Origin of the sequence: Acidithiobacillus sp. 'AMD consortium', assembly GCF_008926505.1 — a bacterium.
Lineage (GTDB): Bacteria > Pseudomonadota > Gammaproteobacteria > Acidithiobacillales > Acidithiobacillaceae > Acidithiobacillus > Acidithiobacillus ferridurans.
The window spans coordinates 1,336,137-1,359,636 of record NZ_CP044411.1; the positions used below are offsets into that span (position 1 = coordinate 1,336,137).

Here is a 23,500-nt window from a genome sequence, read left to right on the forward strand (position 1 = left end):
TTAGAAACGAAAGGTCGTATGCGCTGATGCGGCGCGCGCCAGTCGGTCGCTTACTGCCTGCCAGTCGGCACCGCTGGGTGGTGCCTCAATCAGCAGACCATCGAGCCCTTGCTGATCCAGAGCGCGCAACTGCGCGTAGAGTTCGCGGGCCCACCCTGCCGGATGCGGCGGCATATGGTGCCGGAGGCAGGATTCGGGCAACTGCGTGGCGGGCATCGCCAGCACCCCGACGCGTTGCCCCTGCCTGAGGCGCCGGCATATTTCCGCTTTCAGATGCCCCGTCGGCACCAAGTAGAGAGGGGTTCTTGGGGCGTAATGGGAGCGCAACATCCCCGGCGCCCGCAGCGCATCATTTCCCTGCGGAATGACGGGCTGCTCCAGGACCGCTTCGATCTCGGCAAGCGTAATCGCGCCGGGACGCAGCAGCCGGGGCTGATGCCCGCTCAGGTCGAGAATGGTGGACTCGATGCCCACCCGGCAGGGCCCGCCGTCCAGGATGAAGTCCATGGCATCGCCCAGTTCCTCGCGCACATGTGCTACGGTGGTGGGGCTTACCTGGCCAAAGCGGTTGGCCGAAGGGGCGGCGATGCCGCCGCTGAAAGCTTCGAGCAGCATCAGGGCGAGGGGATGATCGGGAACCCGCAGTCCTACCGTATCCTGACCACCGGTGACCCTATCGGGCACGCGGCAGGCACGGTGCAGAATCAAGGTAAGTGGACCTGGCCAATAACGCCGCGCGAGGACGAAGGCCGCTGGCGGGATATCCCTGGACCATTGACTAAGGTGATCGCGCCGTGCCATATGCACGATCAGCGGGTGATCAGCCGGTCTACCCTTCGCCGCGAAAATGCGGGCCACGGCGGCGGGGTTTTCCGCATCGGCCCCGAGGCCGTAGACGGTCTCCGTGGGGAAGACGACGAGGCCGCCGCTGCGCAGGATCTCCGCAGCCCGCTGCATGGCGGCGAGCAATTTCTTACTCGAAGGCATGGTTTAGTTGCTCCCCGCCGCGGCTGGCAGCGCCGAACGCGGGTCATAAGAGGACCACTCCAACCGCTGCCGGTGGAGTCTCAGCCAGACAGTGTTCCGGCCAATAAAGACCAAATTTGGGTTGTAGGCGAGCGGGTGTATCTCTTTGTCTTCAGCCAGAGCCCTGTTCACATCGCATAGAATGGCCCTCTGATTCATTTCTGCGCCGCACAGTTTGCGGTGATGGGAGGGGTTGCTTTTGGCGCGGTATGGGCGGCTGCAAGCCGGCTGGCAAGGCCATGAAGAAACGGACCAATGCCCATCCACGTGGTGGCGTGGTGCCCCGACCGATGCGGTATTCGCTCTACCGGACAGTCCAGCCAGCATGCCAAATCTGCGGCATTATCCAAGAGCGGATCAATCACCGGCCCTGTCTGGTTCAGCACCACGCCAACCAGTGGTAATGCCCGGTGCTGTAATACCTCCACAGTGAGCAGGGTGTGGTTGATGACGCCGAGGCGATCGGCGGCTACTACCAGCACAGGCAGCCGCAGTGCGGCGGCCAAGTCGGCGTTGGTGGTTCCCGCCGCCAGCGGGGAGAGCAGGCCGCCAGCCCCTTCCACTAGCAAGAAGTCGTCTGCGCCAATGCCCGACTGGCAAGCGGTTACCAGTTGATCCAGAGTCAGCGTCCGACCTTCCAGGGCAGCAGCCCGCTCCGGTGAGAGCGCCGCCCGCAGTGGATAAGCACAAACCTGTTGCAGCGATTCGGTACTGTCCGCAGCCTTCCAGAGCGCGGCCGCGTCCTGGGGCAGCAGGCCATCCTCGCCCGAGGCACACCCCGATTCCACCGGTTTGCGCGGGCGCACCGATAGGCCCCGCTGCACCAGGAGACGGGTCAGTGCCACCGCCACCCAGGTTTTGCCGACGCCCGTGTCAGTACCAGTGACAAATAGTCCGGTGAGGCCCGCCAGATCCAGCTCAACGGCGTGCTGAATGCTTTTCATAAGCTTTCCATGGCGTAGTCGATGCTGATTTCTCTGTCGGCCACAGGTAGGAAACGCCGGTTGGTGAAGGCTGTATAGTCAGGATGCCTGTGGTAGGAATCAATCACTTCCGGTGCCGCAAAACGTACCCGCCAGCAGTAGCGGTATTGAGCGTGTTCTTTCATCGCCTTACCCGTAATCACTGACCGCACTCCAGGAATGGTGCTCAGCGCTTGCTGCCCCTCGCTCATCATCGCAGCCACTTCCTTTTCAGAAATGCCAATAACATTGTGGATGATCAGGTGTTCCACGGGTGCCCACGGACGACAGCATGCCAATACCTCAGCAGCCCGCCCGGCAGCACCCCACACGCGCATACATCGTTCAGCCTTAGCACTGATTGCCGCACCAACGCTCTGAACCAAATCCAGGTAACCAGCACCCGGCGCTGACCTTGCCCGTGCGCGGATCGCCGCATTCGCAGCTTCAGCCAACGCTGTAAAACAGTTGATCTTGGCCACGCCGTGGACAATGAGTCGCCGAAATTGGTCATCGTCGAGCCGGGTCCTGCAGTGGATTGCCAGCGGAATACCAAGTGCCTGGTTGATGCTGCGAAGGCGCTGAATATCCAGCTTGGCTTTACCCTTTGGACAGCTCTGTTCCGCCCGAATGGACACCACGAGGAAGTCTATTCCCGTGCGCTCGACAAAGCCTTTCGCCTCGGCCACAGTGGTGTAGGGTAACGTGGCAGAACGCCCTTGGGCGTTCATATCCGTTGCGTCAGGGATGTAACCCAAATCCCCTTCGACAGGCACACCGCAGGCATGGGCCATCTCGACTACGGTCTTCGTATGCGCCAGGTTATCGGAGAAGGTCGACTGGGAGGCATCCACCATCACGCCGTTGCAGCCCAGGCGGATGGCCCGCACCGCCGCCTCCAGGTTTGCTCCACGGTCAAGATGAAGGGCCACCGGTACCGAGCTACGGCGTGCCGCTGCCTCCACCCCTGACATCAGCAGTTCGAAGTCGTAGTGCTCCAGTTGCGATTCGGCCAGAGAGAGGATTACGGGTGCGCGAGACCGCTCGGCGGCGGCCATGACGCCCTCAACGAATTCCAGACTCACGACGTCGAAAGCACCTACCGCGTATCCATGCGTATAGGCATGGTTCAGCAGATCTTTCATGTGCACCAAAGGCATAGTGCTATCCCCCGAATGAATCCTGTACGGAAAGATTTCCGTTCTGATCGCCGCATCACAGGATCCACCTCCTGTAATGCCTGACCCTGAACAAAGCGCTCACCCATCATCGTACGGCAGGTTTTTCATCGGGTGAGGCCCATGTAGAGGATCGGCAACTTTTCGGGCAGCCTCTGCACGTGATCCAGAACCACATAGTTCTTCGCGCCAAAAATGCGGGATACATACTGGTCGGCTCTGGGATCGAGGCTCAGGCAGTAGGGAGCGATGCCGGCTTGAGTCAGCTCTTCCACCGCTTTCCTGGCGTCATATCGCAGGTATTGGGGATCGCGCACATCGTTATCCGCCGGCTCACCGTCGGTGATCACCAGCAACAGTTTTTTGTTGCTGGGCTGACGTTTCAAAATCGAGCCGGCATGACGGATCGCCGCGCCCATGCGCGTGGATAACTGTCCGCTCATACCTGCCAGGCGGGATTTGGCCTGATCGTTGTAAGACGCACCGAAATCCTTGTAGCGAAAATATTCCACATCGTGGCGGCCGTTTGAATCGAATCCATGAATGGCGAAGGGATCGCCGATCTTGTCGAGGGCATCGGCGAGCAGCACCGTGGCCTCACGTGCCAGTTGTAACACGGTGCTGTCCGAACCCAGCACCGGGTCATTGGTAGATTCGGATAAGTCGATCAGCAGCAGCACCGAGAGATCACGCACCTTGCGCACATTGCGCATCATGATGCGCGGATCGGGCTGCTCGCCCATACGCATCTCGATCATGGCGCGCACAGCGGCGTTCAGGTCGATTTCGTCGCCATCCTCCTGCTTGCGCAGGCGCTGCACACCTTGCGGCTGCAATGCTTCGATCAGAAACTTGAGTCGGCCGATGATAGGTTTGTGCTTGGCCACAATTTCATTGATGGTCTCCAACGTGCCACTCTTGGCACGCTTTTCCAGTACGGTGCACCACTCTGGGCGCTCCATCTGCATCTGGTAGTCCCACTCCGGGTAATGGTAGGGATCCGGCGGTGGCTCGCGCCCCTCTTGCTGGTTCAGACTGGTGGGTTCCTCGTCGCGGAAAAATTCGCTGGATAGCACCCATATTTCGTTCGCGTCGTCGCCTGCGCCGGGCACGTCGATGGCGTTGACCATTTCCATCACGCTAACGTACTTGCGGATTTGCTGCGTGGTGACGCCGGCGATCACCTGCCCGTCTGCGCGGATATCCTCGAACTCCCACATATAACGGTTGTCGTCGCGGTAGGGGATGTCCGGCAGGTCAGCAGTGGCTGAATAGGCCACACCGAGCTGCAGCATTTCCGCGGCAAGGCGCAGCCCGACCTCACGCGACCATTCGGTGGAGGCCAGCCGTTCCTGTTGCTCGCTGAATATCTGGCGACCCATCGCCACCCAAGGGTGGTCATCGCGGTAATCCGGGTCCAGTAATGCATGCGCCAGACGCGCCATCAAGGACGCGGCTTCATTGCCAGACGCTGGCGTTGCCGTGTGCAGCGGCAACCAAATTTGCCTGAGGCCAGGAAATTGCTTGAGGGCAATGGTTTCCACGCGCGCATCTTCGATCAGGCCAATGAGCGCACTCTGCAATGCACTCAGCCCGGTGCTGTCGAATTGGTCTGTGGTGTATACCTGATGGCAGGCCGCGTGGGCGGCGCTGGCGCGGTACAGCTCGATGCCGGGAATGTGCATTTCTTCACCCGCAGATGCATGCCACACCAGATCATCATACGCATCGGGGAGATGTATAATGTACCCCTCGATCGAGGGGCGGTAGCCTTCGCGCTGCTCGAAGTCGCCGCTGGTGGGACGCATGAAGAAATCGCGGCCCCACAAGGCGCGCAAATACATGCCGATGCGGCGCTGCACATCGATGAACAGCGTGCCCTTGCGTTCCTTTTGCAGTACGCCGATGGATTCCGGGCTTTCCAGCGCGAAATATTTTGCCTGGCCATCGAAGTCGGTCTTGTGCGCCTGCGCGCCCCACAGCGCCCAGCGCCGCAGCCCGCCCAGGGTGAGCTGGCCCAGGAGTGTGCTGAGGTGATCCAGCATCGGACGCACCCCGCGCGGCGCTTGCGCGAGCAGGGTGTCGAGCAAGTGCAAATAGCCGCGGAACAGCTCCGGATCACCCAGTCGCGCAGCCGCCACGGGACTGGTGGAAAACATCGCGGCAATGACGGTAGCGCTGGTCTTGGAATACATCTTGATGGCGGCGGCCAGCATTTCGTGGACGGCATCTTCGCCCAGCTCGCGCGCCACCGCCGGTGCGCTCTGAATGAACGACACCACTAGATCGGTGCCGCGTCCCAGGGACTTCAGGCTGGTCGCGCCATTCAAATAGTAATTTTCCAGTCCACGCGGGGTGAACACCCGCGCTGCCTCATCCCAGGAGGCACGCAGCACTTCGCCGGCGTGCTCCCCGAGTTCGGCCAATATGTCCTGGTACTTTTCGAGTTCGACCGCCATTTTCGGCTCCGGATATCAGAAAAATGTACTCACCGCCGCGTCAAGCGCATCGCGCATGTCGGGGTCATCGGTGATCGGGCGCACCAACGTCACGCGGCACGCCGCCAGGGGTTCCACACCTTTGGTAATGAGACTGCCGGCGTAGATCAGCATGCGCGTGGAGATACCCTCGTCGAGACCATGTCCCTTGAGGTTGCGCGCGCGTTCGGCGATGGACACCAGCTTGCCGGCGATTTCAACGCTGACGCCGGTTTCGTGGGCGACGATCTCGGTTTCTATGTCGTGTGCAGGATAGTTGAAATCCAGTGCACCGAAACGCTGTTTGGTAGACTGTTTCAGGTCTTTCATCAGACTCTGATAGCCAGGGTTGTAGGAAATCACCATCTGGAAATCGGGATGGGCCTGCACCAGTTCGCCCTTCTTCTCCAGCGGCAGCACACGCCGCGCGTCGGTGAGCGGGTGGATCACCACCGTGGTGTCCTGGCGGGCTTCCACCACTTCGTCGAGATAACAGATGGCCCCAAAACGCGCGGCAATGGCCAGCGGGCCGTCCTGCCAGCGGGTGCCGGAAGCGTCGAGCAAGAAACGGCCGATCAGGTCGGATGCCGTCATATCTTCGTTACACGCCACAGTGATCAGTGGCTTACCCAGTTTCCACGCCATGTATTCAATAAAGCGCGTCTTCCCGCAGCCGGTGGGTCCTTTCAGCATCATCGGCATGCGTACCGAATAGGCGGCTTCGTACAGGTCGACTTCGTCGGCTACGGTGCGGTAATAAGGCATATTACGAACGAGATATTGATCAATTTCTGGTGACATTTTTCACTCCTGAAGCCAAAAATGAGGCGTTTAATCTGGCCAAACCCGACGCGGGTGCAGCCTCTGGTGATGTTCTGAGCGAGGTGCAGAGGGCCGTTTTTCCTCAGTTGAGTTCGATAATGGCGGAGGCTTCTCGCCCGGACGGACCGTGCTCAGGGCATTCGGTTGGGCGTCTGGTGCCGCAGCAGCACACGCGTCTACTATCGGTGCCGACTCCTCGACTTGCTGCGCTTGAACCTGGCGTACCCCTTGCGCCAGTTTGGATCCCAATTTCTTCACAGGCATAAGACCTCCTCAATGATCGCTTCCATATCCGCTACGGCTGTTTGGGCGCGTTTGCCCAGTCCGTAGACGCTTATCCCTTCGACCGCAGCGCTGCGGTAAGCCGCACGCCGCTGCATGCCGGCCTGCAATATCGGTACGTCGAACTCCGCCAGGGCCTCGCGCATGGCGCGGGACAGGGCATTACGCGATTCCAGTTGATTCAGCACCAGTCCTGCGCGCAAGTCTGGATTCAACCGCCGGGCCTCGCCTACTGCCGCCGCCATCCCCACGCTGGCCCACAGATCAATCGGGGAGGGCAACACCGGAATTAATATCACCTGAACCGAGCGCATCACCGCTGCGACCACGTCACCCTGAATGGCAGGCGGGCAGTCCACCACCACGTAGCGGTAGGTGCATGCCAGTTGCGCAATGGTAGCGAAGGGATCACGACCAGCCTGCGCCACCGGCGGCAGTCCGGCGTTACCATCTGCCATGGCGACCCACTGACTGATCGAACCCTGAGGATCGGCATCTACCAGGTGAGTAGAACCCCGCCGAGCCAAGCCCGCCGCGAGATTCAGCGCCAGGGTAGTCTTGCCGGTACCGCCCTTTTGGTTGATTACCGCGATGATGCTGTCCGCCATGCTTGCCCCTGGTGCCGATTCTATCGGTCCGCCGGTTTAGGTTCTTTCCGTAGCGGCCAGCGCTTCCATCTCACCAGTGAAGCTGGAGTTGCGCTCGGCCAGCTCAGCCCGACCTTCGGCATCAATACTGATGTTGACGTAGGTTTTGCCGAAGCTCACATTCGGATAGTAGCCCTCGCGTTTGGACAGATCAGCCATTTGATCCAGAAAATGGCGTGTCTGAACGTAACTTCCAAACTCAAATCGCCAGTTCAGCGTGGGCAGACGTTCCTGTGGAACTGATGAGGCCGCATTCAGATCCTTTACAGCGTTCATGATGTTGCTCCTTGATGCATCTCGATCAACAGGTGATCCAGGTCGCGCAAGTGACCCAATTCCTCTTGCAGCAGACCGGCGAACAAGGCTTGTAACTCTTCTGCGCGCATGCGGGCGCAGTAGTGGGCCGCTTCTTCGTACAGGCGGATCACGTCGATCTCCAGCCCGCGATCGATCAGTAGCATCTCCTCCAGGGATCGACCCGGACGAATGGGCGGCAGTTGCGTGCCATTGGAAGCAATACCCAATATCAACATGCGCTCAATCAACTGCTGTGCATGTCCGAGCTCTTCTTCCGCATCACTGCGGAAACGGCTACTGTATTCCTTCAACTGCCACATCGCGGTCAGGCTGGCCTGGGTGAGATACTGTTGCACGGCGGCCATCTCGGCACTGAGCGCGCGCATCAGGTAGCCCGTCATTCGCGGATCGTTCGCCATGGCCACGCCGGCGCTAGCTGGGTGACTGGCTGACCACGCCATCCAGGCCGCTGTCACCGGCATCGGGCGTCTTCGGTAGTATGTTTTCTACCTCTGAGTGCACGCGGGCGATGATATGGGCGGCCACCAGTCCGTCGCCAACACGCTCACACGCATCCGCCCCTGCCCGTACCGCCGCATTCACCGCACCGGTCTCACCGCGCACCAGCACGGTGACATAGCCGCCGCCCACGAACTGGCGGCCCACCAGGCGCACTTCTGCCGCCTTGGTCATCGCGTCCGCCGCCTCAATCGCCGGCACCAGGCCGCGCGTCTCGATCATACCCAGTGCCACTCCGCTGACATTTATCATTCCCATCACTCCATGTTCCGGTTCGGTTGATTCGAATAATACGGTTCATTCCACCGGGCTGCTGGGCAGAATATTCTCCACTTCACTGTGTACGCGGGCGATGATATGGGCGGCTACCAGTCCGTCACCGACACGCTCACACGCATCTGCTCCGGCGCGTACCGCCGCATTTACCGCACCGGTCTCACCGCGCACCAGTACGGTGACATACCCACCGCCCACGAACTGGCGGCCCACCAGACGCACTTCCGCCGCCTTGGTCATCGCGTCTGCCGCTTCAATCGCTGGCACCAGGCCGCGCGTCTCGATCATACCCAGTGCCACTCCGCTGACGTTTGCCATTTTCATTACTCCTTCTCTGGTTCAGTTGACTCAAGTAATACTGCTCATTCCACCGGGCTGCTGGGCAGAATATTCTCCACTTCACTGTGTACGCGGGCGATGATGTGGGCGGCTACCAGTCCGTCACCGACACGCTCACACGCATCTGCTCCGGCGCGTACTGCCGCATTTACCGCACCGGTCTCACCGCGCACCAGCACGGTGACGTAGCCGCCGCCCACGAACTGGCGACCCACCAGACGCACTTCTGCCGCCTTGGTCATCGCGTCTGCCGCTTCAACCGCCGGCACCAGGCCGCGCGTCTCGATCATACCCAGTGCCACTCCGCTTACGTTTGCCATGTCCACTACTCCTTTTCGGTTAAAAAAATGGTTAGTTTCCTGTCTGGCTACCGCTGGGGTCCCAATGATCAATGATCCCGGCGATGGTCAGGTCTGTCAGTATCCGGTAATCTCCCGCAGCGTAACGGGCTGCCGAACCGCTCACGGCAATCACCCATTTGCCTGGTGGCACACCTACTGGGTCGGCGGCCACGCTGATCCGACCTTTCGCATCGGTGAGTACCCGGAGCGATGCATTCTGCAGCCCGGGTATTCTCCGGGTGGCCACGAGATCAGAGACGACGCGCATAATGTCCATATCGGATATCCTAATCTTCCGACCAGTGGTCGATGATGCCGACGATGGTAAGATCGCTCGGAAAGTCTTTGCTGCCCGCCGCTTCGCGCGCTGCGGATGAACCCACGCAAATCACCCAGTCGCCAGAAACACATCCCACCGCATCCACGGCGATGCTTCTTGCACCGCCTTTTTCCTTTACCACCAACAGTGGGCGATGCCCCATTTCCTTGATCCGGTTGGTCGAAACCAGGGTTTTTTCCACCTGACAAATCTTCATCGTGCGCTCCGTAATGCTGAGGCACCATTCGCCTCGACCGGTTCGATCGGGCTGCCCGGGGGCTTGTCCTGCACGGTCATGCCGCAGACCAGCAAACCCTGCCGATGCAATTCCGCATAGCGCGCCTCGATCGCGGCTTTGACCCGCTGACAGCGTTCTACAGTGCGTTCGCGACTGCCGGGCACGCGACGGTCATAGCGGAAATGAATCGCCACAGGCACGGGTAATCCATGCAGGACATTAAGCGTGCTAAAAATCTGAAGGCCCACGTCCAGATCCGGCCCTCCTTCTTCCACCGTGTGCAAGTAAACGAAATACGCCAGGTTGCGTACCTGGAATTCCTCAAATCCATCCCCCACGCTGATGAATCGCTCGTTATGGCCGATGTCCGGGTAGCGCCCACCCCAGTTGCCGCATACATACTCAATCTGCGACAGGTTGTTGATCAGAAGCGTGGCAATGAGTCGGCGCATACCCTCGTGTGGTTCGCCGTTGCCCTTGCCCCATCCGTCCGTAGCGCTGGCGGCTTGAATTGCCTGATACACCTTGAGTCGTGCATTGCTGGCATCATCGTTAACCGTTTCTTTATATAACGTCAGATTGCTGACGCAGCGATATAAACTCATTTCGCCATCCGCGTCGGGCACATGCACTTTAATGCCGTCGGTATCCGTATCGACACCAATCAGTAAGGTGTCGACCGAGGCACCGCAACAAAAACTGTTTTCGATGGCCTGACGAAATTCACGCAACCGCCCCAGGCCTGCTTCTGCAGCATCCCTCTCGCTGCTGTGATGCGCCGCACAACCCTCGTGGGCGGGGTCGGAACTGCTCCAGTGGTAGACCGCTATTTTTAGGTACCGCGTACCTGCATCGGCAGACACCGGACGGCCTTCGCGATAGCGCATCAGTTCGGTTTCGATCCAGCGTTTGACATTGGCCTCAACGTCGAACATGGCCCCGGCGTAAGCCTTGCGGCTGCGCACCGCGTCATCGGGCAAGCGCAGAATGTAGCGCACCAAGCCCTTCAGCCGCCCGTCCGAGCACGGTGTGATATCCACCGCGTGGTAGCCACAGTCGAGCAAGAACGAAGTCACCTCGTCTGAATTCTGCGGCACGGCCTGCGTTTGCTCCGCCATCAGGCGAATGGTGTGCATGACGCACGCCCCATACAGCGCGCGCATATCCAGGTTAGCTATCCAGGCATCCTCCAGAATTCCTGCCGGTAACAGGAAGCCAAGATCCGTGTGGGCAACGCGCTGTGCGCGTTCGAGAAAATCGGCCTCATGCTGCTGGGCGGCAAGGTGCTTTAGCGCCGGAATGATGGCTGCGAAGTGCCCCTTCACCGCCTGTTCGTGGGCCAGCAGGCGGTGGTTCTCCAACTCGTTGGTGAGCGGGTGCCGACAAGGCCGTGCCGGATCCGACGAGCAGGCCGGGTTGGGTGCACTCTTCGGGCTGAGTACAAGGTCCCGCGCCGCAAATACCGGTTTCTGCAGCCGCGCTTGCAGCGTGCTGGCCGGCGTACCCAGACCGTAAGGTGGTCGGTTTACTCCTGGCTGAGGGCTCACATGCCGCCCGGGACGGTTTCTCGTATTCATCGCAATCTCTGGTCCATGCTGCGTGTGTGGGCGTACAGTCGCCGTCGGTATCACATCAACCTCGTGCACCGCCGGAATAGGTGATCGGAGAGCCTTTGGCATCGTTGCCGCTGCTGCCGGTCACTCGGCTGGTCGGCAACGCCGGCCGCTCGCGGTCTTTCATCTGGGAAGCCCCAAGCACCTTACCGCGTTGATCTCCACGCAAGGTCTGGTTGCGGCGCGTGGATGTGCCTTCGGTGCCGGTAATGCTTTCATTGCGCCTCCATGCCGCCCCCGTGATGGCAAAACCGCCCTCGTGCCCGTCTCCGGTGAGGCGACTGCGCGGCACTTCTGTTGCGGCGGTCGTTGGCACGGCACCATAGGCCTCATCGCGATAACGGAACTCAGGTGTGCCGGAAACCAGACCAGCCGCCAGATTCACCGGACCGGTAATACGTCCCACTGCGCCATAGGCGGTACCAGTAACTCGGTTGAGCGGTCTCTCCTGCGCGCTGCGCGCGGGAGTCGTGACGCTAAAATTTCCGCGGACTGCTGCCACCTCCGGGGCAGCGACTGCCGTATGCGGCGCATCGGCTGGGCCACGGGTGAGTGGATGCATCCGCGTCCCATTTCCACTCTTGTGCAGTGCCCGTTGATCAGTGCCCGCATAAGGGGTGCCACTCAAAACCTGCCCTTCACCACGAGCAGATCCGGTCACTTTGTTGTCCGGTCCCAGCCGGATGCCGGTCATCATCGCATCGGCGACGCCACTTTGTTTTGCCATCAGTGCTTGTGCTGTGGCCTGGTGGTCCGAGGCACAAAATGCCGCGTACTGATCGGGACCCGCGTATTCCGTGCCCGTGACAGGCTGGCAACCGCCATATTCATCCCCGGTGACCTTGGGGCTGCGTTCCACCGACGTGCCGGATACCGGCTGTTCGTGCCAGGTGTGCGTCACGCCGACTTTTTCCGGTGTAGGAACGGGTTTGCGGTTGCAGGCCTGATACTGAGCCAGTCCAGCAGATTCGGTGCCCGTCACACTGGCGCAAACTCCACGTTCCGTACCCGTCACGCGGTTTCCAGGGGCGGTCTCCGTACCCGTCAAAGCATGCTCGCGCAGCGTACTCATCACGCTCACCTTGTGTGGAGCGCTGCCGCCGTCGCGACACAGGCTGCCAAACGACTCCGGCTGGTAATATTGGCTGCCGGTAAGCTTGCGGCAGGATCCGGGCTCATCCCCGGTCACTCTGGCGCTGCGCCCGACTTCGGTTCCACTCACGCGCTGACCAGCCTCGGTGGCCGCTACGCTGACCTTGGCCGGAGTCAGCGCTGGCCGGGTTGCGCAAAAGGATTCAAATTTGTCGGCGCTGAGATATTCGGTGCCGGTCACGGCCTTACAGGTGCCATGTTCATCTCCGGTGACCTTCACGCTGTGCCCAAGCTCGACGCCGCTCACACGCTGGCCTCGGGTGGTCCGGCCTACATTCACCTTAGCGGGAGCCGGCTCCGGGGTGGCGGTGCACAATGCGCCGTATTGCTCGGTGCCAATATATTCAGTGCCGGTGATGGCCAGGCAACTGCCCGGCTCGGCACCCGTGACCTTGGCGCTGCGTTCCACCTGGGTGCCGGTCACGGATGTGCCACTCAGGGTAGTCCCTTGCTCCACTTTGGCAGGTGCTGCAGGCTTCTGACGGGTCCGGCCGCTGGGTCGATATGCGGACTGATCGCTGCGCCCTTTTTGGCACATGGCTTCACGGCGTGCCTGGGCGGCGTCGCGCCCGCTCAATCCTGCCAAGGCGTCGGGCTGACCGCTGTTGTGCGATATACGTGAAACACGGCTACAAGACGACGCTACCTTTCCCTGAGTGGAAAGCGCGCGGCGACGCTCCTGGCAGAGTTTGCGCACCGCGGAGGCGCTCGGCCCGGCCACTGATGCCGGGTCTTCGTCTACCAGCGCGCATACCGCTTCGAGCAACTGTTCCCGCTCGGCGATTTCAGTTGCGTCCTTACCTTTGCAGCCACAGCCATTCGGGGGGGGTAAGTCTTGCGCGGCAGCTGCCGCTTCTACAGGCGCAGCGGTGACAGTCGGTGTATCCGAGGCAATGACACGAATCCCCGTATGCGCAGTAGAGTTGGCTTGCGCAAGCCCTATGGCGCCACCCTGCGACAATGCCTCACGGCGCGCACGGGAAAGCGACTTGCCGGTAGCCCCTGTCGCCTCCATGGCGGCCATATTGCCCACTGTCCGCGCCGCCGATGCGGATGGTTTTGCCCCCAGCGCGGCGGCACCATTGTGCGACAGTGCCCGCCGCCGCTCCAGCGCAGCGGCACGTGTCGAGCGTGGGGACGCCATATTGTTTGCCATAGAGTCACTCATGACTTGATCCTTCCGTATCCATCAAACCCCTGCGCGGGCCACCCGCTGGATAGCCCCGCACCGATCTTGCTTATCGCCCGCGGAACACCACAAAAGCGCTGCCCTGGCTCTGCGAGTAGTTGTCATACCCGATCAGGCGCACGTGATGGTTGGAGTGGGCGCGATGGCATGCCTCCAGTTCGGCAATAACGGTGTCCACTGACTGCTCGCCGAACATGGGCAGTTTCCACATGTACCAGTAGTATGTTGATGCGCGTTCAGGCTCCACATGCTCGATGCCGGGGTTCCAGCCCTGGTTCACGAGATAGGCGATCTGACGACGCATTTTTTCCGGTCCCATTGCCGGCAAATAGGAGAAGGTTTCGTACTTGGGTGTTGAGTCGTAGTCTTGAATGTCAGCCATTTTCTATTCCTTTCTTTGGCGCGCGGAGCGAGCCGTCAAGCCTCGCGCCACGCGGGTTTTCGTTTGCGCCTTTGCGATTACTGTCACAGAATCAGCGATTCACCACGTCCAATTTGTCCACGGTATCAAATTCAAACTTGATCTCTTTCCAGGTTTCCAGAGCAATTTTTAACTCTGGACTGTCTTTCGCTGCGTTGGTGAGAATGTCCTTGCCCTCGCGCTCGAGATCGCGACCTTCATTGCGCGCTTCCACACACGCCTCTAGCGCGACACGATTGGCAGCTGCTCCGGCAGCGTTGCCCCATGGGTGCCCTAGCGTCCCGCCACCAAACTGGAATACCGCATCATCACCAAAGATTGCTAACAACGACGGCATGTGCCAGACGTGGATACCGCCAGAGGCTACTGCGAACACACCTGGCATGGATCCCCAGTCCTGGTCGAAGAAGATGCCTCGACTGCGATCCTCAGGGACGAACGATTCGCGTAGCAGGTCGACCCACCCTTGAGTGGAGGCGCGGTCACCTTCCAGTTTGCCAACCACCGTGCCTGTATGCAGGTGATCACCACCCGACAGACGAAGCGCCTTGACGAGCACCCGAAAGTGAATGCCGTGGTGCGGATTACGGTCCACAACCGCATGCATGGCACGGTGGATGTGTAGCAGGGTGCCGGTTTTCCGGCACCAACGCGCCAGACCGGTATTGGCACAGAAACCACCCGTAAGGAAGTCGTGCATGATGATGGGCATATTGAGTTCCTTGGCGAACTCTGCCCGCTCATACATTTCCTCGGGCGAGGGTGCTGTAACATTTAAATAGTGTCCTTTGCGCTCACCAGTTTCAGCTTCGGCCGTGTGGATCGCATCAGCCACGAACAGAAACCGATCGCGCCAGCGCATGAAGGGTTGCGAGTTGACGTTCTCATCGTCCTTGGTGAAATCCAGACCGCCGCGCAGACACTCGTAGACTGCACGACCATAATTCTTTGCAGATAGACCAAGCTTGGGCTTGATGGTGCAGCCGAGCATTGGTCGGCCATATTTATTCATCTTGTCGCGCTCGACCTGGATGCCGTGGGGCGGTCCGTTGCAGGTTTTGACGTAGGCGAGTGGGAAGCGTACATCTTCCAGGCGTAGTGCACGCACTGCCTTGAAGCCGAAGACATTACCCACCAAAGAGGTGAATACGTTAACCACGGACCCTTCTTCGAACAAATCTATGGGATAGGCGATAAATGCGTAAAAGCTGGTGTCATCGCCCGGCACATCTTCGATGCGATAAGCACGGCCTTTGTAGTAATCCATGTCAGTCAGCAAATCGGTCCACACCGTGGTCCAGGTGCCGGTAGAAGACTCGGCGGCTACCGCGGCGGCGGCTTCTTCACGATCCACCCCTGGTTGTGGCGTAATTTTGAAACAGGCTAAGATATCAGAGTCCAAAGGCACGTACTCGGGGGCCCAATAGGTCTGCCGGTATTCCTTTACTCCGGCCTCATACTTTTTTACGGCCATGCTTGCTCTCCTTGTGTCATGGTAGACGATGGTGATTGGAGCCACCTGCCAGGTTCCAATGCTTGGGTAGCATTGTGGACGATCTGTAACTATATAAAAGTAAAATATATTTACTATTATAATTTAGTATGGTTTACTATTGGCATGTCTATCCGTCATGCAACCTTGCACCAACTCAAGATCTTCGCTGCCGTAGCTCGGCACATGAGCTTCGCCCGTGCCGCTGAAGAGCTACATTTGACACCTCCTGCTCTGTCCATTCAGGTCCGGCAACTCGCCGAGGCAGTCGGCCAGCCGCTTTTTAATCAGATTGGCAAGAAAATCTACCTGACCCCGGCGGGGGAGGCGCTGACATCGGCGTGCCACGATGTGCTGGATCGACTGGAATATTTCACTCAAGAGATAGCCGCTCTTCAAGGACTGGAGAAGGGCAGCTTGAAGGTCGCCACGCTCTCTACCGCTAAATACTTTATTCCACGTATTATCGGAGGGTTCTGTACGGAGCATCCTGGTGTTGCTACTGCTTTGTTTATTGGTAATCGGGAAGCACTGCTGGAGCGGCTTGCGCGTAACCAGGACGACCTCTACATCCTGGGTCAGCCGCCGGAACACATAAACGTCGTCGCGGAAGCTTTCGCCGATAATCCCTTAGTGGTGGTATCCCGATCGGATCATCCCCTGGCGTCGGAAAAAGACCTTGAGCCATCACGTCTACGAGACGCACCATTTATTTTGCGCGAACCCGGTTCGGGAACACGTCTGGCTGCAGAGAAGTTTTTCGAGCAACACGGCGTTGTTCTCAGAACACGTATGGAATTTGGAAGTAATGAGGCTGTCAAGCAGACTGTGGCTGGCGGTTTAGGCATTGCCGTGCTGTCGGCAAGTACGATACACGCGGAACTTGCCAGCGGCGAACTGGTGATTCTCGACGTGCGTGGGTTTCCTCTAGAGCGCAAGTGGTATGCGGTTTATCCGGCGGGAAAACTGCTTTCTCCAATCGTCAGGGCCTTTATGGGGTGCCTGTTTGCGGTATCTGCACATGGTGAAAAGGAATGGCGCGCTCAAGAATGAAGTAATGGGATGAACGTCCCCTTCCCCCCAGCCGCGGTCCGATGCCACGATGGGGGCCCATTGAACAAGGAGGTTCATCCCATGAAAGCGTAGTAATCGGCCCTGGGTGCCGCAAATCGCGCCGAAGAAACACGCTGCGACTCCGTTTATGGCAAAGTAAGGGTGTGGCACTGCAGAAGGCCGATAAATCACGGGAGTATGTATCGTGTCTTCCTTTATCCTGCCGGTATTTGGATGCTATTCTGCTTGATAGTCTGACTCATGTGTTAGAAGTAAACAAGCGGACCATTGTTGGATCAGTGAATTCTTCATTGTACTTTACCCGTCTCCTGTCATGGTAGGATAATGTAGCTCCATAGATTTCTGATTCTCTACAAGACATGAAGCGCTCATAAGGCGCGCATAGGATAACCGATGCCTTCCAAGCTTTTTGTAAATCATCCATGACTACGGCGTATGATCGTGAAATTCTCCAGTTAGATCCGGTCAAGGATCACTGCCGAATCACCTTTCTGATGGCAACTTGTGTGTATCCTTTTGATATCGCGCGTGCGCTTGAACTAGCCCTGTTTCGCACGTATGCGGTACCTCGTATTTCTGCTCTCCTTCGCCATACAGGAGAACTCACTGAACGGACCCGCAAACGTTACGATGATACGGACCTGCTCCTCAGTGAATTGATTGAACACGGCTACGATAGTCCACAAGGGCAGGCTGCCATTGAAAACATCAACCGCCAGCACGCCAAATATACGATTCGCAATAAGGACTATCTATATGTATTGTCGACGTTTATTTTTGAACCGATACAATGGATAGCGCGTTTCGGGCATCGCCCCCTATCAGAAAAAGAACGCTTGGCCTGGTTCCACTTCTGGCGGGCCATAGGCGTGCGCATGAACATCCAAGATATTCATGATGAATATGCTGAGCTGGAGCAGTTTAATCGTTCCTATGAGGCAGAGTGTTTTCATTATTCCAATTCAAACCGATGTGTCGCAGAAAAAACGATAGACTTGCTACTGGGCTTTTATATGCCGCCCGTACTGTTTCGACTGGGAAGGCCTGCCGTTTATGCTCTACTGGATCGACCCCTACTAAACGCTTTAGGCTTATCTGGACAATCAATCTGGTTGAGCCGAGTGCTCACCCGTGCATTACGTTTACGCGGACGAATAGCCAGTGCGCTACCGATCAAAAACAAACCAGTGATGCGTACGCAATTGCGTCGGCCAACCTACCCAGAGGGCTATCGCATTGAAGATCTTGGCCCAGAAAAACCTACGCAGCAGCGGGATTGAAGGTCTACTTTAAAGACAAGCTCTTGGCCTTTCCTATCTACCAGTCGCGATTCTCAAAATTCATGCTCATAAGACTGCCACGTTTTACAGCATTAGTGACGAGTTGCGAGAACATGCTGGTCAGTCCGCCGAATGACTGCTTCCGCTGCCCTGCCGCCGTTGAGCTTTGGTAGTCGCCAGTAGATGGATTGCAGTCATCCAGCAGAGGGAATCATTTGTAGGCTGGCATAAGGCGACGCCGCCTCATGCCGGTTATCCCCCCAACCCTCGATCTATACCCTTTCAGGAATCATCTGAGAGGGTTATTTCATGTCGAGCAATCCCGATTATCTGGCTGCCCGCCAGGAATGGCTTGAGCGCTACGGCTCCTACATCGCGCAGGCGAGAAACTGGCGCATCGCTGCCCTGTCGGCTATCGGCATTGCCGCCCTGTTTGGGGCGGGCATGGTGTACGAGGCAGACCGTGTCCATATCGTGCCCTATGTCGTCGAAGTGGACAAACTGGGCAAGGCTGTGGAACTGGCGCAGGCCGTGCGGGCCGGTTCTTTCGCCCAGCCGGTAGTGCAGCACATCGTTTCCCGCTTCACCTGGCTCGCTTTCACGCGCAGCCCGGACAAGCATGTGCAGAAGCACTTCATCGATGAATCCTATCATTACATCGCATCGAGCGCGGAATCCTCGCTGGACGCCTTCTACGCGCAGCACAATCCCTACGCGGCCTATTCCAACAAGACGCAGGGCAACACGGTCACGATCCAGAGCGCCGTTCCCGTTGGGCAGGTGACGGGCAAGGGTGGCTCGTACATCGTCGATTTCCTGGTAAAGCACTATGGCCCGCATGGCGGCGTGGATGGCGAGCAGAACTGGCAAGGCACGGTCACTTACGCGACGGTCCCGCCATCGAACAACCCCAATGTCCTGAAAGGCAATCCATTCGGCATCTACATCACGCACTTTGCATTCAGTCCGCAGGTGTAAGGAGAAGATGACATGAAAACCAAGACATGGCTTTCTTTGGGGCTCGCCGTCCTTCCTGGATTGGCGTTGGCCGGCGTGGATGCTGGACTCCCTGCGGTGAAGCCGATCGGTTCGCTGCAGGGAAAACCACCAATACAGCCTGCAGGGACGAAAACCGGTTCCGCCCATCCGTCCACGACACCATCCGCATCTGGCGGCACCACATCTGCGCGCCAGAAGGTCCCGGCCATCTCCCCGCAGGCCGCCGAGCGGATAGCGGCGGTGCAGGTGTGGCAACAGTCCATCGCCACCCCGCCCGAAGGCCCAGAAAGTGCTGCAACCAGAGCGTTGGCACGTCAGTCGCTGACGGCGTCCCAGGCAATGGATAACACTCTTCCGGTAATCAGTGGCGCGAACGGAACCGTCGACAGCTTGGCCGGTCGGCCCGTGCTGGTTTGCTCGCCGCTGCACACCTGCATCATCGAGCTGCCCGACGGTGTCAGGCCCGTGACGACCGTCGGCGTCAGCAAGTCGGAATGGAATGTGCAGCAGGCGCTGGTGGGGAAACAGCCGGAAATCTTCCTGAGCCCGAAATTCCAGGGTCTCCACCAAAACATCGTGGTAGCCGCAACCGACCAGGGCAGGCCCATCAACTATGAAATCCGTCTGGTCAGTGACGCGGTACGCTACATTCCCGCCCTGAAGATCGAGGATAGCGGGGGCGAGGTCCGTTCCTGGAAAACAGACTTGCAGTCAGCAGACTCGCGGACGGCAGACAACGCACCAACGGATCAGTCGGCTGCCGACCATAAAGGCAATGTACTGCCTCTGCCCAATATCCGTCTCAACCACGTCAATCTTCGCTGGTCCATTCATTGCGGTGGCGGCGGATGGTTCCGTTCCAGCGACTGCAAACCGATCCGTCCATTGCGCGTGTATGACGATGGGACCCATACCTTCATCGACATGCCCCAGGGGCTGGCGAGCCATGGGGGCTTTCCCATCCTGCAAGCCCGCAATGCCAGCGGACACCTGATCGGAGTCGATACCCAGATCCGGGGCAACACCTATGTCGTCGATTCAGTTCCTGCCGAGATCCTGTTACGGCTGGGTTCTGAGGTGGTCACCATCCATCAGGAGGGGAAGTAACATGCGCTACGGGGCAAAAACGATGAAAAAACGGTCTGTATTGATGATGGCCACGATTGCCATGGCAGCAAGCGTACCCGCTTCCATGGCATCCACGGTGAAGGTGCCAGGAGTTGCCGGACAGTCCGCGCCAATTGCCGGAACGGTGAACACCGCCCAGATTTTTCGGCACAGTCTGAACATCCGTTATGGCGAACCCATCCGGGCGGTGGAGCAACAATCGGTGCGGGCCTTTGCCCTGGGCACGCTCTCGCAGCTCCCCGTATTCACGCGCCCTGGCGGAGAGGTCATCGTGCCACTGGGGCAAGTCCTGCCGGTGCTTCAGACCGCCCCTGGCAACTTCTCCGTGGTCATTCTGGGGAAGGGCGTCAAGCCGGTCTCTCTGGTCGGCGCCCCACGTGCCGAGTGGGTTGTGAAGGAGACCGCCGCCGGCGGGCTTGCGGCCGGCAGGCTTGCAGCCGGCAGACATCCCATTCTGGAAATCATGCCCCGCTTTGCCGGACTCAAAGGCAGTATCCAGATCGTGGCGACCAGCCCTCATGGCTATCCGTTGACGTACACCGTGGGCCTGGTCAGCGGTACCTCCCGGTTTACGCCGGTTCTGTCCTTCTATCGCGTCCCTCACGATTTCCCCCAATCCAGGGAAGTGGGTACACGCGACCAGGACAGGCAGGCCACGGCCCCCATCGCCCATGCTTCGCATGCCAATACTCCACCTGTGAATGCCACACATGCCGATCTCGACTGGAAAATGCAGTGTTTCACGGGCGACTGCAAGCCTGTCCAGCCGATCAGCGTGGTCAGCGACATCAAGGACAGGATGACCTATATCCGCCTGCCCACAGGGAAAACCCCGATGGTTCTGGTGCGCAACCAGGCAGGCAAATCCTTGCTGGTGGGCTACCGCATGGAAGGGCACACGCTGGCCGTGGGGGCCGTCCCTTACCGCATCGATCTGCTCACGGGCAACTGGAATCACCTGGCCGAAATTCGCCTCACGAACGAGGCAGGAGCGTAGCCATGAAAAGCGGCAAAGACTTTTTCTCCGATTTGCTCCAGAAAAAGAAAGGGCTGCTCCCGGCAGGGCAACAGCCCGCCGGGGATAGCCGCAAAGGCCCTGGCGGGCAGCAAGACCCTTGCGGGCAGCCAGGCCCTAGCAGGCCGCAAGGCCCACAAGTCAGTCAGCCCGGGATCGAGGTCAAGCCGGACAGGGACCGGATGGCGACGCGCATCAAGCGGACGCCGCTCTATATTGCGGCTGCGGTGGTCGGACTGGGCGCCTATGGCGGCTATGAGTATCTGCAAAGTCACCCGATGTTCGGGAACGCCAAGCCGCAGGTGCAGGCCAAAACTATCCAGCCGGCGAGCGGGACTGGCGCACCGGTCGCCCCTGCGCACCGGAAGCAGGTCCACAAGCCCACCGTGCCTGGAGGGGCGTCGGACACGTCGGCAACCGCGGCCACGAACAGTGATGCTGACCAGTCTCATCCAGCGAAGGCTCCAGCGTCCACAGTGCCCAAAAAGAATCCCTACGCAACGCAGGACGCCGCCTTCGCGTCCGCCCTGGGTACGGGAAGCGCCGGGAGCGGGGCCGGTGAGGGCCTTGCCTGGAAAACGCCGGAGTCAACGCCATCCGCACAGACTCCGACAGTTCTCCCTACGGCCCTGCCGGGTGCATCCCTGCCGGGAGCATCCCTGCCGGACGCGGAACCGTCGGCAGCGAAGAAAACAAAGAAGAAGACCCCGCCGTCCCTGGTGACCCGGGAGACGAGCCCCTACGAGATTCTTTCCGGGTCGGTCATTCCCGCCGTTTTGCAGACGGGCATCAAGAGCTATCTGCCGGGAGAGATCACGGCGGTGGTCAGCCAGAACGTCTATTCGTCCGTGAACGGGGCAACGCTCCTGATCCCTGCCGGCGCCAAATTGGTGGGCACCTATGACACACAGACGGCCCTGGGCATCAACCGGCTGGCCGTTGCCTGGACGCGCATCGAGTTTCCGAACGGCACCACCATGAACCTGCCGGGATACGAAGGGGCAGGTGGTGCTGGATACGCCGGCTTCGCCGGGGAGGTCAATGACCACACCTGGCTGATCTTCAAGAATGCGTTATTGATGTCGATCGTGGATGCCGGGATGGCGATTGCTTCTCCGTCCACATCGACCAGTGTGACAGGCCAGATGTCCGGGAATGTGGCGCTTCAGGACAGCGAGCAAGCCCTGGCACAGACCTTTGGGGAAGCCGAATCCCAGCTGCTGGAAAAGTACATCGACATCGCACCCACGATCACCATTCCCACCGGCTATCTGTTCTCGGTGGTGGTGGCGCATGACATGGTCTTCCCCGGCCCCTACGACCCGGCCATGCAGACGGGATCGGCCATGGTCGACCAGGCGCTTGGGCCGAATCTCAATCCCTATGGGTTACGCCCTGCCAAGGGGCTGCGCCCTGCCAAGGGGTTGCACCCTGCGAAGGGGTAAGGAGCGAAAAATGCGCGGAAGCATCATTATTCGGACAGAGCACGATTGCGCAGGGCTTCCGCCGGCAAGGCGAACGGCGATTGTGACACAGAAAGTGCGCTCCCTGTCCGATGAGGGCCTGCAGGATCTGGCCCGGCGCCGGGAGAAACAGCACCCGGGGCGCCACCTTCGCCCCATGTCGATCACCCTGCCTGCCGACGTGCTGGAACGACTGCAATGCTTTCAGGGAAGCAGATGGAGCGTCTCCGCGCTGATCGATCGGATTCTGGAATCGGAAGATGCCCGCCCAGCATCGTCACGGAGTTCGCGATGATTTTACTCTCCCAGATTAACGCGGAATGCGCCCCCATGGTCGCACCCTCGACGATGGCCGCCATTGTGCGGGTGGAGTCCGGGGGCAATCCGTTGGCGATGTGGAACAACAGCACGCAGAGCATGGTCATTCCCGGCAGCCGGGCTCAGGCCATCCGGTATTTGCGGCACGCCATGGCCGCAGGTCAGCGGGTCGACGTGGGGCTGGCCCAGGTGGATACCGGGAACTTCGCCGCCTTCGGACTCAGGCCCCGGAACGCCTTCAATGCCTGCGCCAACCTTCGGGCTGGCGGCGAGATCCTGCACATGGATTGGCAACAGGCGCTGTCCAGCGGCTACCGGGGTCAACAAGCGCTCTATCACGCCTTTGAAGCGTACAACTCCGGGCGGCTCCGGGGCGATGCCCAATATGCCAACCGGATACTGGGTGCCGCTGGAGTACCCACGTCCGCCGGCTGCAAGCTTGCCGGCTGCAAGCCTGCCGGCCGCAAGCCTGTCGCTTACGGCCGATTGCGCACCGTCTCCTGGGGCAACCAGGGTAACGCGGCACTGCCGAGCAATCCCTTTCCCCAATTTCGGTGGCAGGCAAAATCGCCTCAGGCGGTAACCAGCGGACCATCAGATGACTCCCACTCCTGGCCGGTTCTCCCATAAGGA

At 59.5% G+C, this 23,500-nt stretch carries 25 protein-coding genes; 8 read left to right on the forward strand and 17 right to left on the reverse strand.

All coding sequences use genetic code 11. The annotated features are described in order from the left end of the window. The 17 genes from F6A13_RS06980 to F6A13_RS07065 form a co-directional block, all read right to left on the reverse strand. On the reverse strand, positions 1-987 hold the full coding sequence (locus tag F6A13_RS06980; protein ID WP_012536689.1) for an L-threonylcarbamoyladenylate synthase: 987 nt from the start codon (positions 985-987) through the stop codon (positions 1-3). 194 nt (positions 988-1,181) lie between these two features. Further along, positions 1,182-1,970 carry a dethiobiotin synthase gene (bioD, locus tag F6A13_RS06985; RefSeq protein WP_012536691.1) on the reverse strand — a complete coding sequence of 263 codons (789 nt, stop codon included), beginning with the start codon at positions 1,968-1,970 and terminating at the stop codon, positions 1,182-1,184. Further along, complete coding sequence (locus F6A13_RS06990; protein WP_151528133.1) at positions 1,967-3,148, reverse strand: class II fructose-bisphosphate aldolase; 1,182 nt, start codon at positions 3,146-3,148, stop codon at positions 1,967-1,969. The genes bioD and F6A13_RS06990 overlap by 4 nt, the downstream gene beginning before the upstream one ends. Positions 3,149-3,273: 125 nt before the next feature. Beyond that, positions 3,274-5,625 carry a nitric oxide reductase activation protein NorD gene (locus F6A13_RS06995; RefSeq protein WP_151528134.1) on the reverse strand — a complete coding sequence of 784 codons (2,352 nt, stop codon included), beginning with the start codon at positions 5,623-5,625 and terminating at the stop codon, positions 3,274-3,276. A 15-nt stretch (positions 5,626-5,640) separates the two neighbouring features. Beyond that, positions 5,641-6,444 (reverse strand): CbbQ/NirQ/NorQ/GpvN family protein, encoded by an 804-nt coding sequence (locus F6A13_RS07000; RefSeq protein WP_151528135.1) that lies wholly within the window; start codon positions 6,442-6,444, stop codon positions 5,641-5,643. A gap of 275 nt (positions 6,445-6,719) precedes the next feature. After that, positions 6,720-7,355, reverse strand: a complete 636-nt coding sequence (gene parA, locus F6A13_RS07010) for a ParA family partition ATPase (RefSeq protein ID WP_151528034.1) — start codon at positions 7,353-7,355, stop codon at positions 6,720-6,722. A gap of 36 nt (positions 7,356-7,391) precedes the next feature. Beyond that, on the reverse strand, positions 7,392-7,670 hold the full coding sequence (locus tag F6A13_RS07015; protein WP_151528033.1) for a hypothetical protein: 279 nt from the start codon (positions 7,668-7,670) through the stop codon (positions 7,392-7,394). Then, positions 7,667-8,110 carry a ferritin-like domain-containing protein gene (locus F6A13_RS07020; protein WP_151528137.1) on the reverse strand — a complete coding sequence of 148 codons (444 nt, stop codon included), beginning with the start codon at positions 8,108-8,110 and terminating at the stop codon, positions 7,667-7,669. Before F6A13_RS07020 ends, F6A13_RS07015 begins: the two co-directional genes overlap by 4 nt. Before the next feature lie 13 nt (positions 8,111-8,123). Further along, the gene (locus F6A13_RS07025; protein WP_151528138.1) at positions 8,124-8,462 is read right to left on the reverse strand and encodes a BMC domain-containing protein; all 339 of its coding nucleotides are present in this window, start codon (positions 8,460-8,462) and stop codon (positions 8,124-8,126) included. A 45-nt stretch (positions 8,463-8,507) separates the two neighbouring features. Then, the gene (locus tag F6A13_RS07030; RefSeq protein WP_012536699.1) at positions 8,508-8,804 is read right to left on the reverse strand and encodes a BMC domain-containing protein; all 297 of its coding nucleotides are present in this window, start codon (positions 8,802-8,804) and stop codon (positions 8,508-8,510) included. A 44-nt stretch (positions 8,805-8,848) separates the two neighbouring features. Next, positions 8,849-9,145: a BMC domain-containing protein gene (locus tag F6A13_RS07035; protein WP_012536700.1), complete on the reverse strand. Its 297-nt coding sequence runs from the start codon at positions 9,143-9,145 to the stop codon at positions 8,849-8,851. Between the two features lie 31 nt (positions 9,146-9,176). Continuing rightward, entirely contained in the window at positions 9,177-9,443 is a 267-nt protein-coding gene (locus tag F6A13_RS07040; protein WP_009567525.1) for a carboxysome peptide B, read from the reverse strand. A 10-nt stretch (positions 9,444-9,453) separates the two neighbouring features. Next, a complete protein-coding gene (locus F6A13_RS07045; RefSeq protein ID WP_009567526.1) occupies positions 9,454-9,702 on the reverse strand; it encodes a carboxysome peptide A in 249 nt (82 codons plus the stop codon). Beyond that, positions 9,699-11,300, reverse strand: coding sequence for a carboxysome shell carbonic anhydrase (locus tag F6A13_RS07050; protein WP_012536701.1), 1,602 nt, complete (start codon positions 11,298-11,300; stop codon positions 9,699-9,701). The genes F6A13_RS07045 and F6A13_RS07050 overlap by 4 nt, the downstream gene beginning before the upstream one ends. Before the next feature lie 55 nt (positions 11,301-11,355). After that, entirely contained in the window at positions 11,356-13,656 is a 2,301-nt protein-coding gene (locus F6A13_RS07055) for a CsoS2 family carboxysome shell protein (RefSeq protein WP_012536702.1), read from the reverse strand. A gap of 70 nt (positions 13,657-13,726) precedes the next feature. After that, complete coding sequence (locus F6A13_RS07060; RefSeq protein WP_012536703.1) at positions 13,727-14,059, reverse strand: ribulose bisphosphate carboxylase small subunit; 333 nt, start codon at positions 14,057-14,059, stop codon at positions 13,727-13,729. 91 nt (positions 14,060-14,150) lie between these two features. After that, complete coding sequence (locus F6A13_RS07065; RefSeq protein WP_012536704.1) at positions 14,151-15,572, reverse strand: form I ribulose bisphosphate carboxylase large subunit; 1,422 nt, start codon at positions 15,570-15,572, stop codon at positions 14,151-14,153. A 144-nt stretch (positions 15,573-15,716) separates the two neighbouring features. On the opposite strand from F6A13_RS07065, the gene F6A13_RS07070 reads away from it, so the two are divergent. The 8 genes from F6A13_RS07070 to F6A13_RS07105 all read left to right on the forward strand — a co-directional run bounded on the left by F6A13_RS07070 (position 15,717) and on the right by F6A13_RS07105 (position 23,497). Beyond that, a complete protein-coding gene (locus F6A13_RS07070) occupies positions 15,717-16,643 on the forward strand; it encodes a LysR family transcriptional regulator (RefSeq protein ID WP_012536705.1) in 927 nt (308 codons plus the stop codon). Between the two features lie 443 nt (positions 16,644-17,086). Continuing rightward, the gene (locus F6A13_RS07075; RefSeq protein WP_009564689.1) at positions 17,087-17,944 is read left to right on the forward strand and encodes an oxygenase MpaB family protein; all 858 of its coding nucleotides are present in this window, start codon (positions 17,087-17,089) and stop codon (positions 17,942-17,944) included. A 309-nt stretch (positions 17,945-18,253) separates the two neighbouring features. Next, positions 18,254-18,922, forward strand: coding sequence for a VirB8/TrbF family protein (locus tag F6A13_RS07080; protein WP_009564688.1), 669 nt, complete (start codon positions 18,254-18,256; stop codon positions 18,920-18,922). Positions 18,923-18,934: 12 nt separating this feature from the next. Continuing rightward, positions 18,935-20,050, forward strand: coding sequence for a TrbG/VirB9 family P-type conjugative transfer protein (locus tag F6A13_RS07085; RefSeq protein ID WP_054609015.1), 1,116 nt, complete (start codon positions 18,935-18,937; stop codon positions 20,048-20,050). 22 nt (positions 20,051-20,072) lie between these two features. Continuing rightward, on the forward strand, positions 20,073-21,068 hold the full coding sequence (locus F6A13_RS07090; RefSeq protein ID WP_225981996.1) for a TrbG/VirB9 family P-type conjugative transfer protein: 996 nt from the start codon (positions 20,073-20,075) through the stop codon (positions 21,066-21,068). A gap of 2 nt (positions 21,069-21,070) precedes the next feature. After that, a complete protein-coding gene (locus tag F6A13_RS07095) occupies positions 21,071-22,531 on the forward strand; it encodes a TrbI/VirB10 family protein (RefSeq protein ID WP_012536708.1) in 1,461 nt (486 codons plus the stop codon). Positions 22,532-22,541: 10 nt separating this feature from the next. Further along, positions 22,542-22,844 (forward strand): hypothetical protein, encoded by a 303-nt coding sequence (locus F6A13_RS07100; RefSeq protein ID WP_012536709.1) that lies wholly within the window; start codon positions 22,542-22,544, stop codon positions 22,842-22,844. After that, positions 22,841-23,497: a lytic transglycosylase domain-containing protein gene (locus F6A13_RS07105; RefSeq protein ID WP_012536710.1), complete on the forward strand. Its 657-nt coding sequence runs from the start codon at positions 22,841-22,843 to the stop codon at positions 23,495-23,497. Before F6A13_RS07100 ends, F6A13_RS07105 begins: the two co-directional genes overlap by 4 nt. Positions 23,498-23,500: the final 3 nt, after the last annotated feature.

What these genes read in the sequence shown, in the direction of transcription:
- F6A13_RS07080 (WP_009564688.1), top strand. Translation starts at nt 18,254, where the DNA reads ATGTCGAGCAATCCCGATTATCTGGCTGCCCGCCAGGAATGGCTTGAG.
- F6A13_RS07050 (WP_012536701.1), bottom strand. Translation starts at nt 11,300, where the DNA reads ATGAATACGAGAAACCGTCCCGGGCGGCATGTGAGCCCTCAGCCAGGA.
- F6A13_RS06980 (WP_012536689.1), bottom strand. Translation starts at nt 987, where the DNA reads ATGCCTTCGAGTAAGAAATTGCTCGCCGCCATGCAGCGGGCTGCGGAG.
- F6A13_RS07060 (WP_012536703.1), bottom strand. Translation starts at nt 14,059, where the DNA reads ATGGCTGACATTCAAGACTACGACTCAACACCCAAGTACGAAACCTTC.
- F6A13_RS07030 (WP_012536699.1), bottom strand. Translation starts at nt 8,804, where the DNA reads ATGGCAAACGTCAGCGGAGTGGCACTGGGTATGATCGAGACGCGCGGC.
- F6A13_RS06990 (WP_151528133.1), bottom strand. Translation starts at nt 3,148, where the DNA reads ATGCCTTTGGTGCACATGAAAGATCTGCTGAACCATGCCTATACGCAT.
- F6A13_RS07100 (WP_012536709.1), top strand. Translation starts at nt 22,542, where the DNA reads ATGCGCGGAAGCATCATTATTCGGACAGAGCACGATTGCGCAGGGCTT.
- F6A13_RS06995 (WP_151528134.1), bottom strand. Translation starts at nt 5,625, where the DNA reads ATGGCGGTCGAACTCGAAAAGTACCAGGACATATTGGCCGAACTCGGG.
- F6A13_RS07035 (WP_012536700.1), bottom strand. Translation starts at nt 9,145, where the DNA reads ATGGCAAACGTAAGCGGAGTGGCACTGGGTATGATCGAGACGCGCGGC.
- F6A13_RS07075 (WP_009564689.1), top strand. Translation starts at nt 17,087, where the DNA reads ATGACTACGGCGTATGATCGTGAAATTCTCCAGTTAGATCCGGTCAAG.
- F6A13_RS07095 (WP_012536708.1), top strand. Translation starts at nt 21,071, where the DNA reads ATGAAAAGCGGCAAAGACTTTTTCTCCGATTTGCTCCAGAAAAAGAAA.
- parA (WP_151528034.1), bottom strand. Translation starts at nt 7,355, where the DNA reads ATGGCGGACAGCATCATCGCGGTAATCAACCAAAAGGGCGGTACCGGC.
- F6A13_RS07085 (WP_054609015.1), top strand. Translation starts at nt 18,935, where the DNA reads ATGAAAACCAAGACATGGCTTTCTTTGGGGCTCGCCGTCCTTCCTGGA.
- F6A13_RS07045 (WP_009567526.1), bottom strand. Translation starts at nt 9,702, where the DNA reads ATGAAGATTTGTCAGGTGGAAAAAACCCTGGTTTCGACCAACCGGATC.
- F6A13_RS07025 (WP_151528138.1), bottom strand. Translation starts at nt 8,462, where the DNA reads ATGATAAATGTCAGCGGAGTGGCACTGGGTATGATCGAGACGCGCGGC.
- F6A13_RS07105 (WP_012536710.1), top strand. Translation starts at nt 22,841, where the DNA reads ATGATTTTACTCTCCCAGATTAACGCGGAATGCGCCCCCATGGTCGCA.
- F6A13_RS07070 (WP_012536705.1), top strand. Translation starts at nt 15,717, where the DNA reads ATGTCTATCCGTCATGCAACCTTGCACCAACTCAAGATCTTCGCTGCC.
- F6A13_RS07090 (WP_225981996.1), top strand. Translation starts at nt 20,073, where the DNA reads ATGAAAAAACGGTCTGTATTGATGATGGCCACGATTGCCATGGCAGCA.
- F6A13_RS07055 (WP_012536702.1), bottom strand. Translation starts at nt 13,656, where the DNA reads ATGAGTGACTCTATGGCAAACAATATGGCGTCCCCACGCTCGACACGT.
- F6A13_RS07000 (WP_151528135.1), bottom strand. Translation starts at nt 6,444, where the DNA reads ATGTCACCAGAAATTGATCAATATCTCGTTCGTAATATGCCTTATTAC.
- F6A13_RS07015 (WP_151528033.1), bottom strand. Translation starts at nt 7,670, where the DNA reads ATGAACGCTGTAAAGGATCTGAATGCGGCCTCATCAGTTCCACAGGAA.
- F6A13_RS07040 (WP_009567525.1), bottom strand. Translation starts at nt 9,443, where the DNA reads ATGGACATTATGCGCGTCGTCTCTGATCTCGTGGCCACCCGGAGAATA.
- bioD (WP_012536691.1), bottom strand. Translation starts at nt 1,970, where the DNA reads ATGAAAAGCATTCAGCACGCCGTTGAGCTGGATCTGGCGGGCCTCACC.
- F6A13_RS07020 (WP_151528137.1), bottom strand. Translation starts at nt 8,110, where the DNA reads ATGGCGAACGATCCGCGAATGACGGGCTACCTGATGCGCGCGCTCAGT.
- F6A13_RS07065 (WP_012536704.1), bottom strand. Translation starts at nt 15,572, where the DNA reads ATGGCCGTAAAAAAGTATGAGGCCGGAGTAAAGGAATACCGGCAGACC.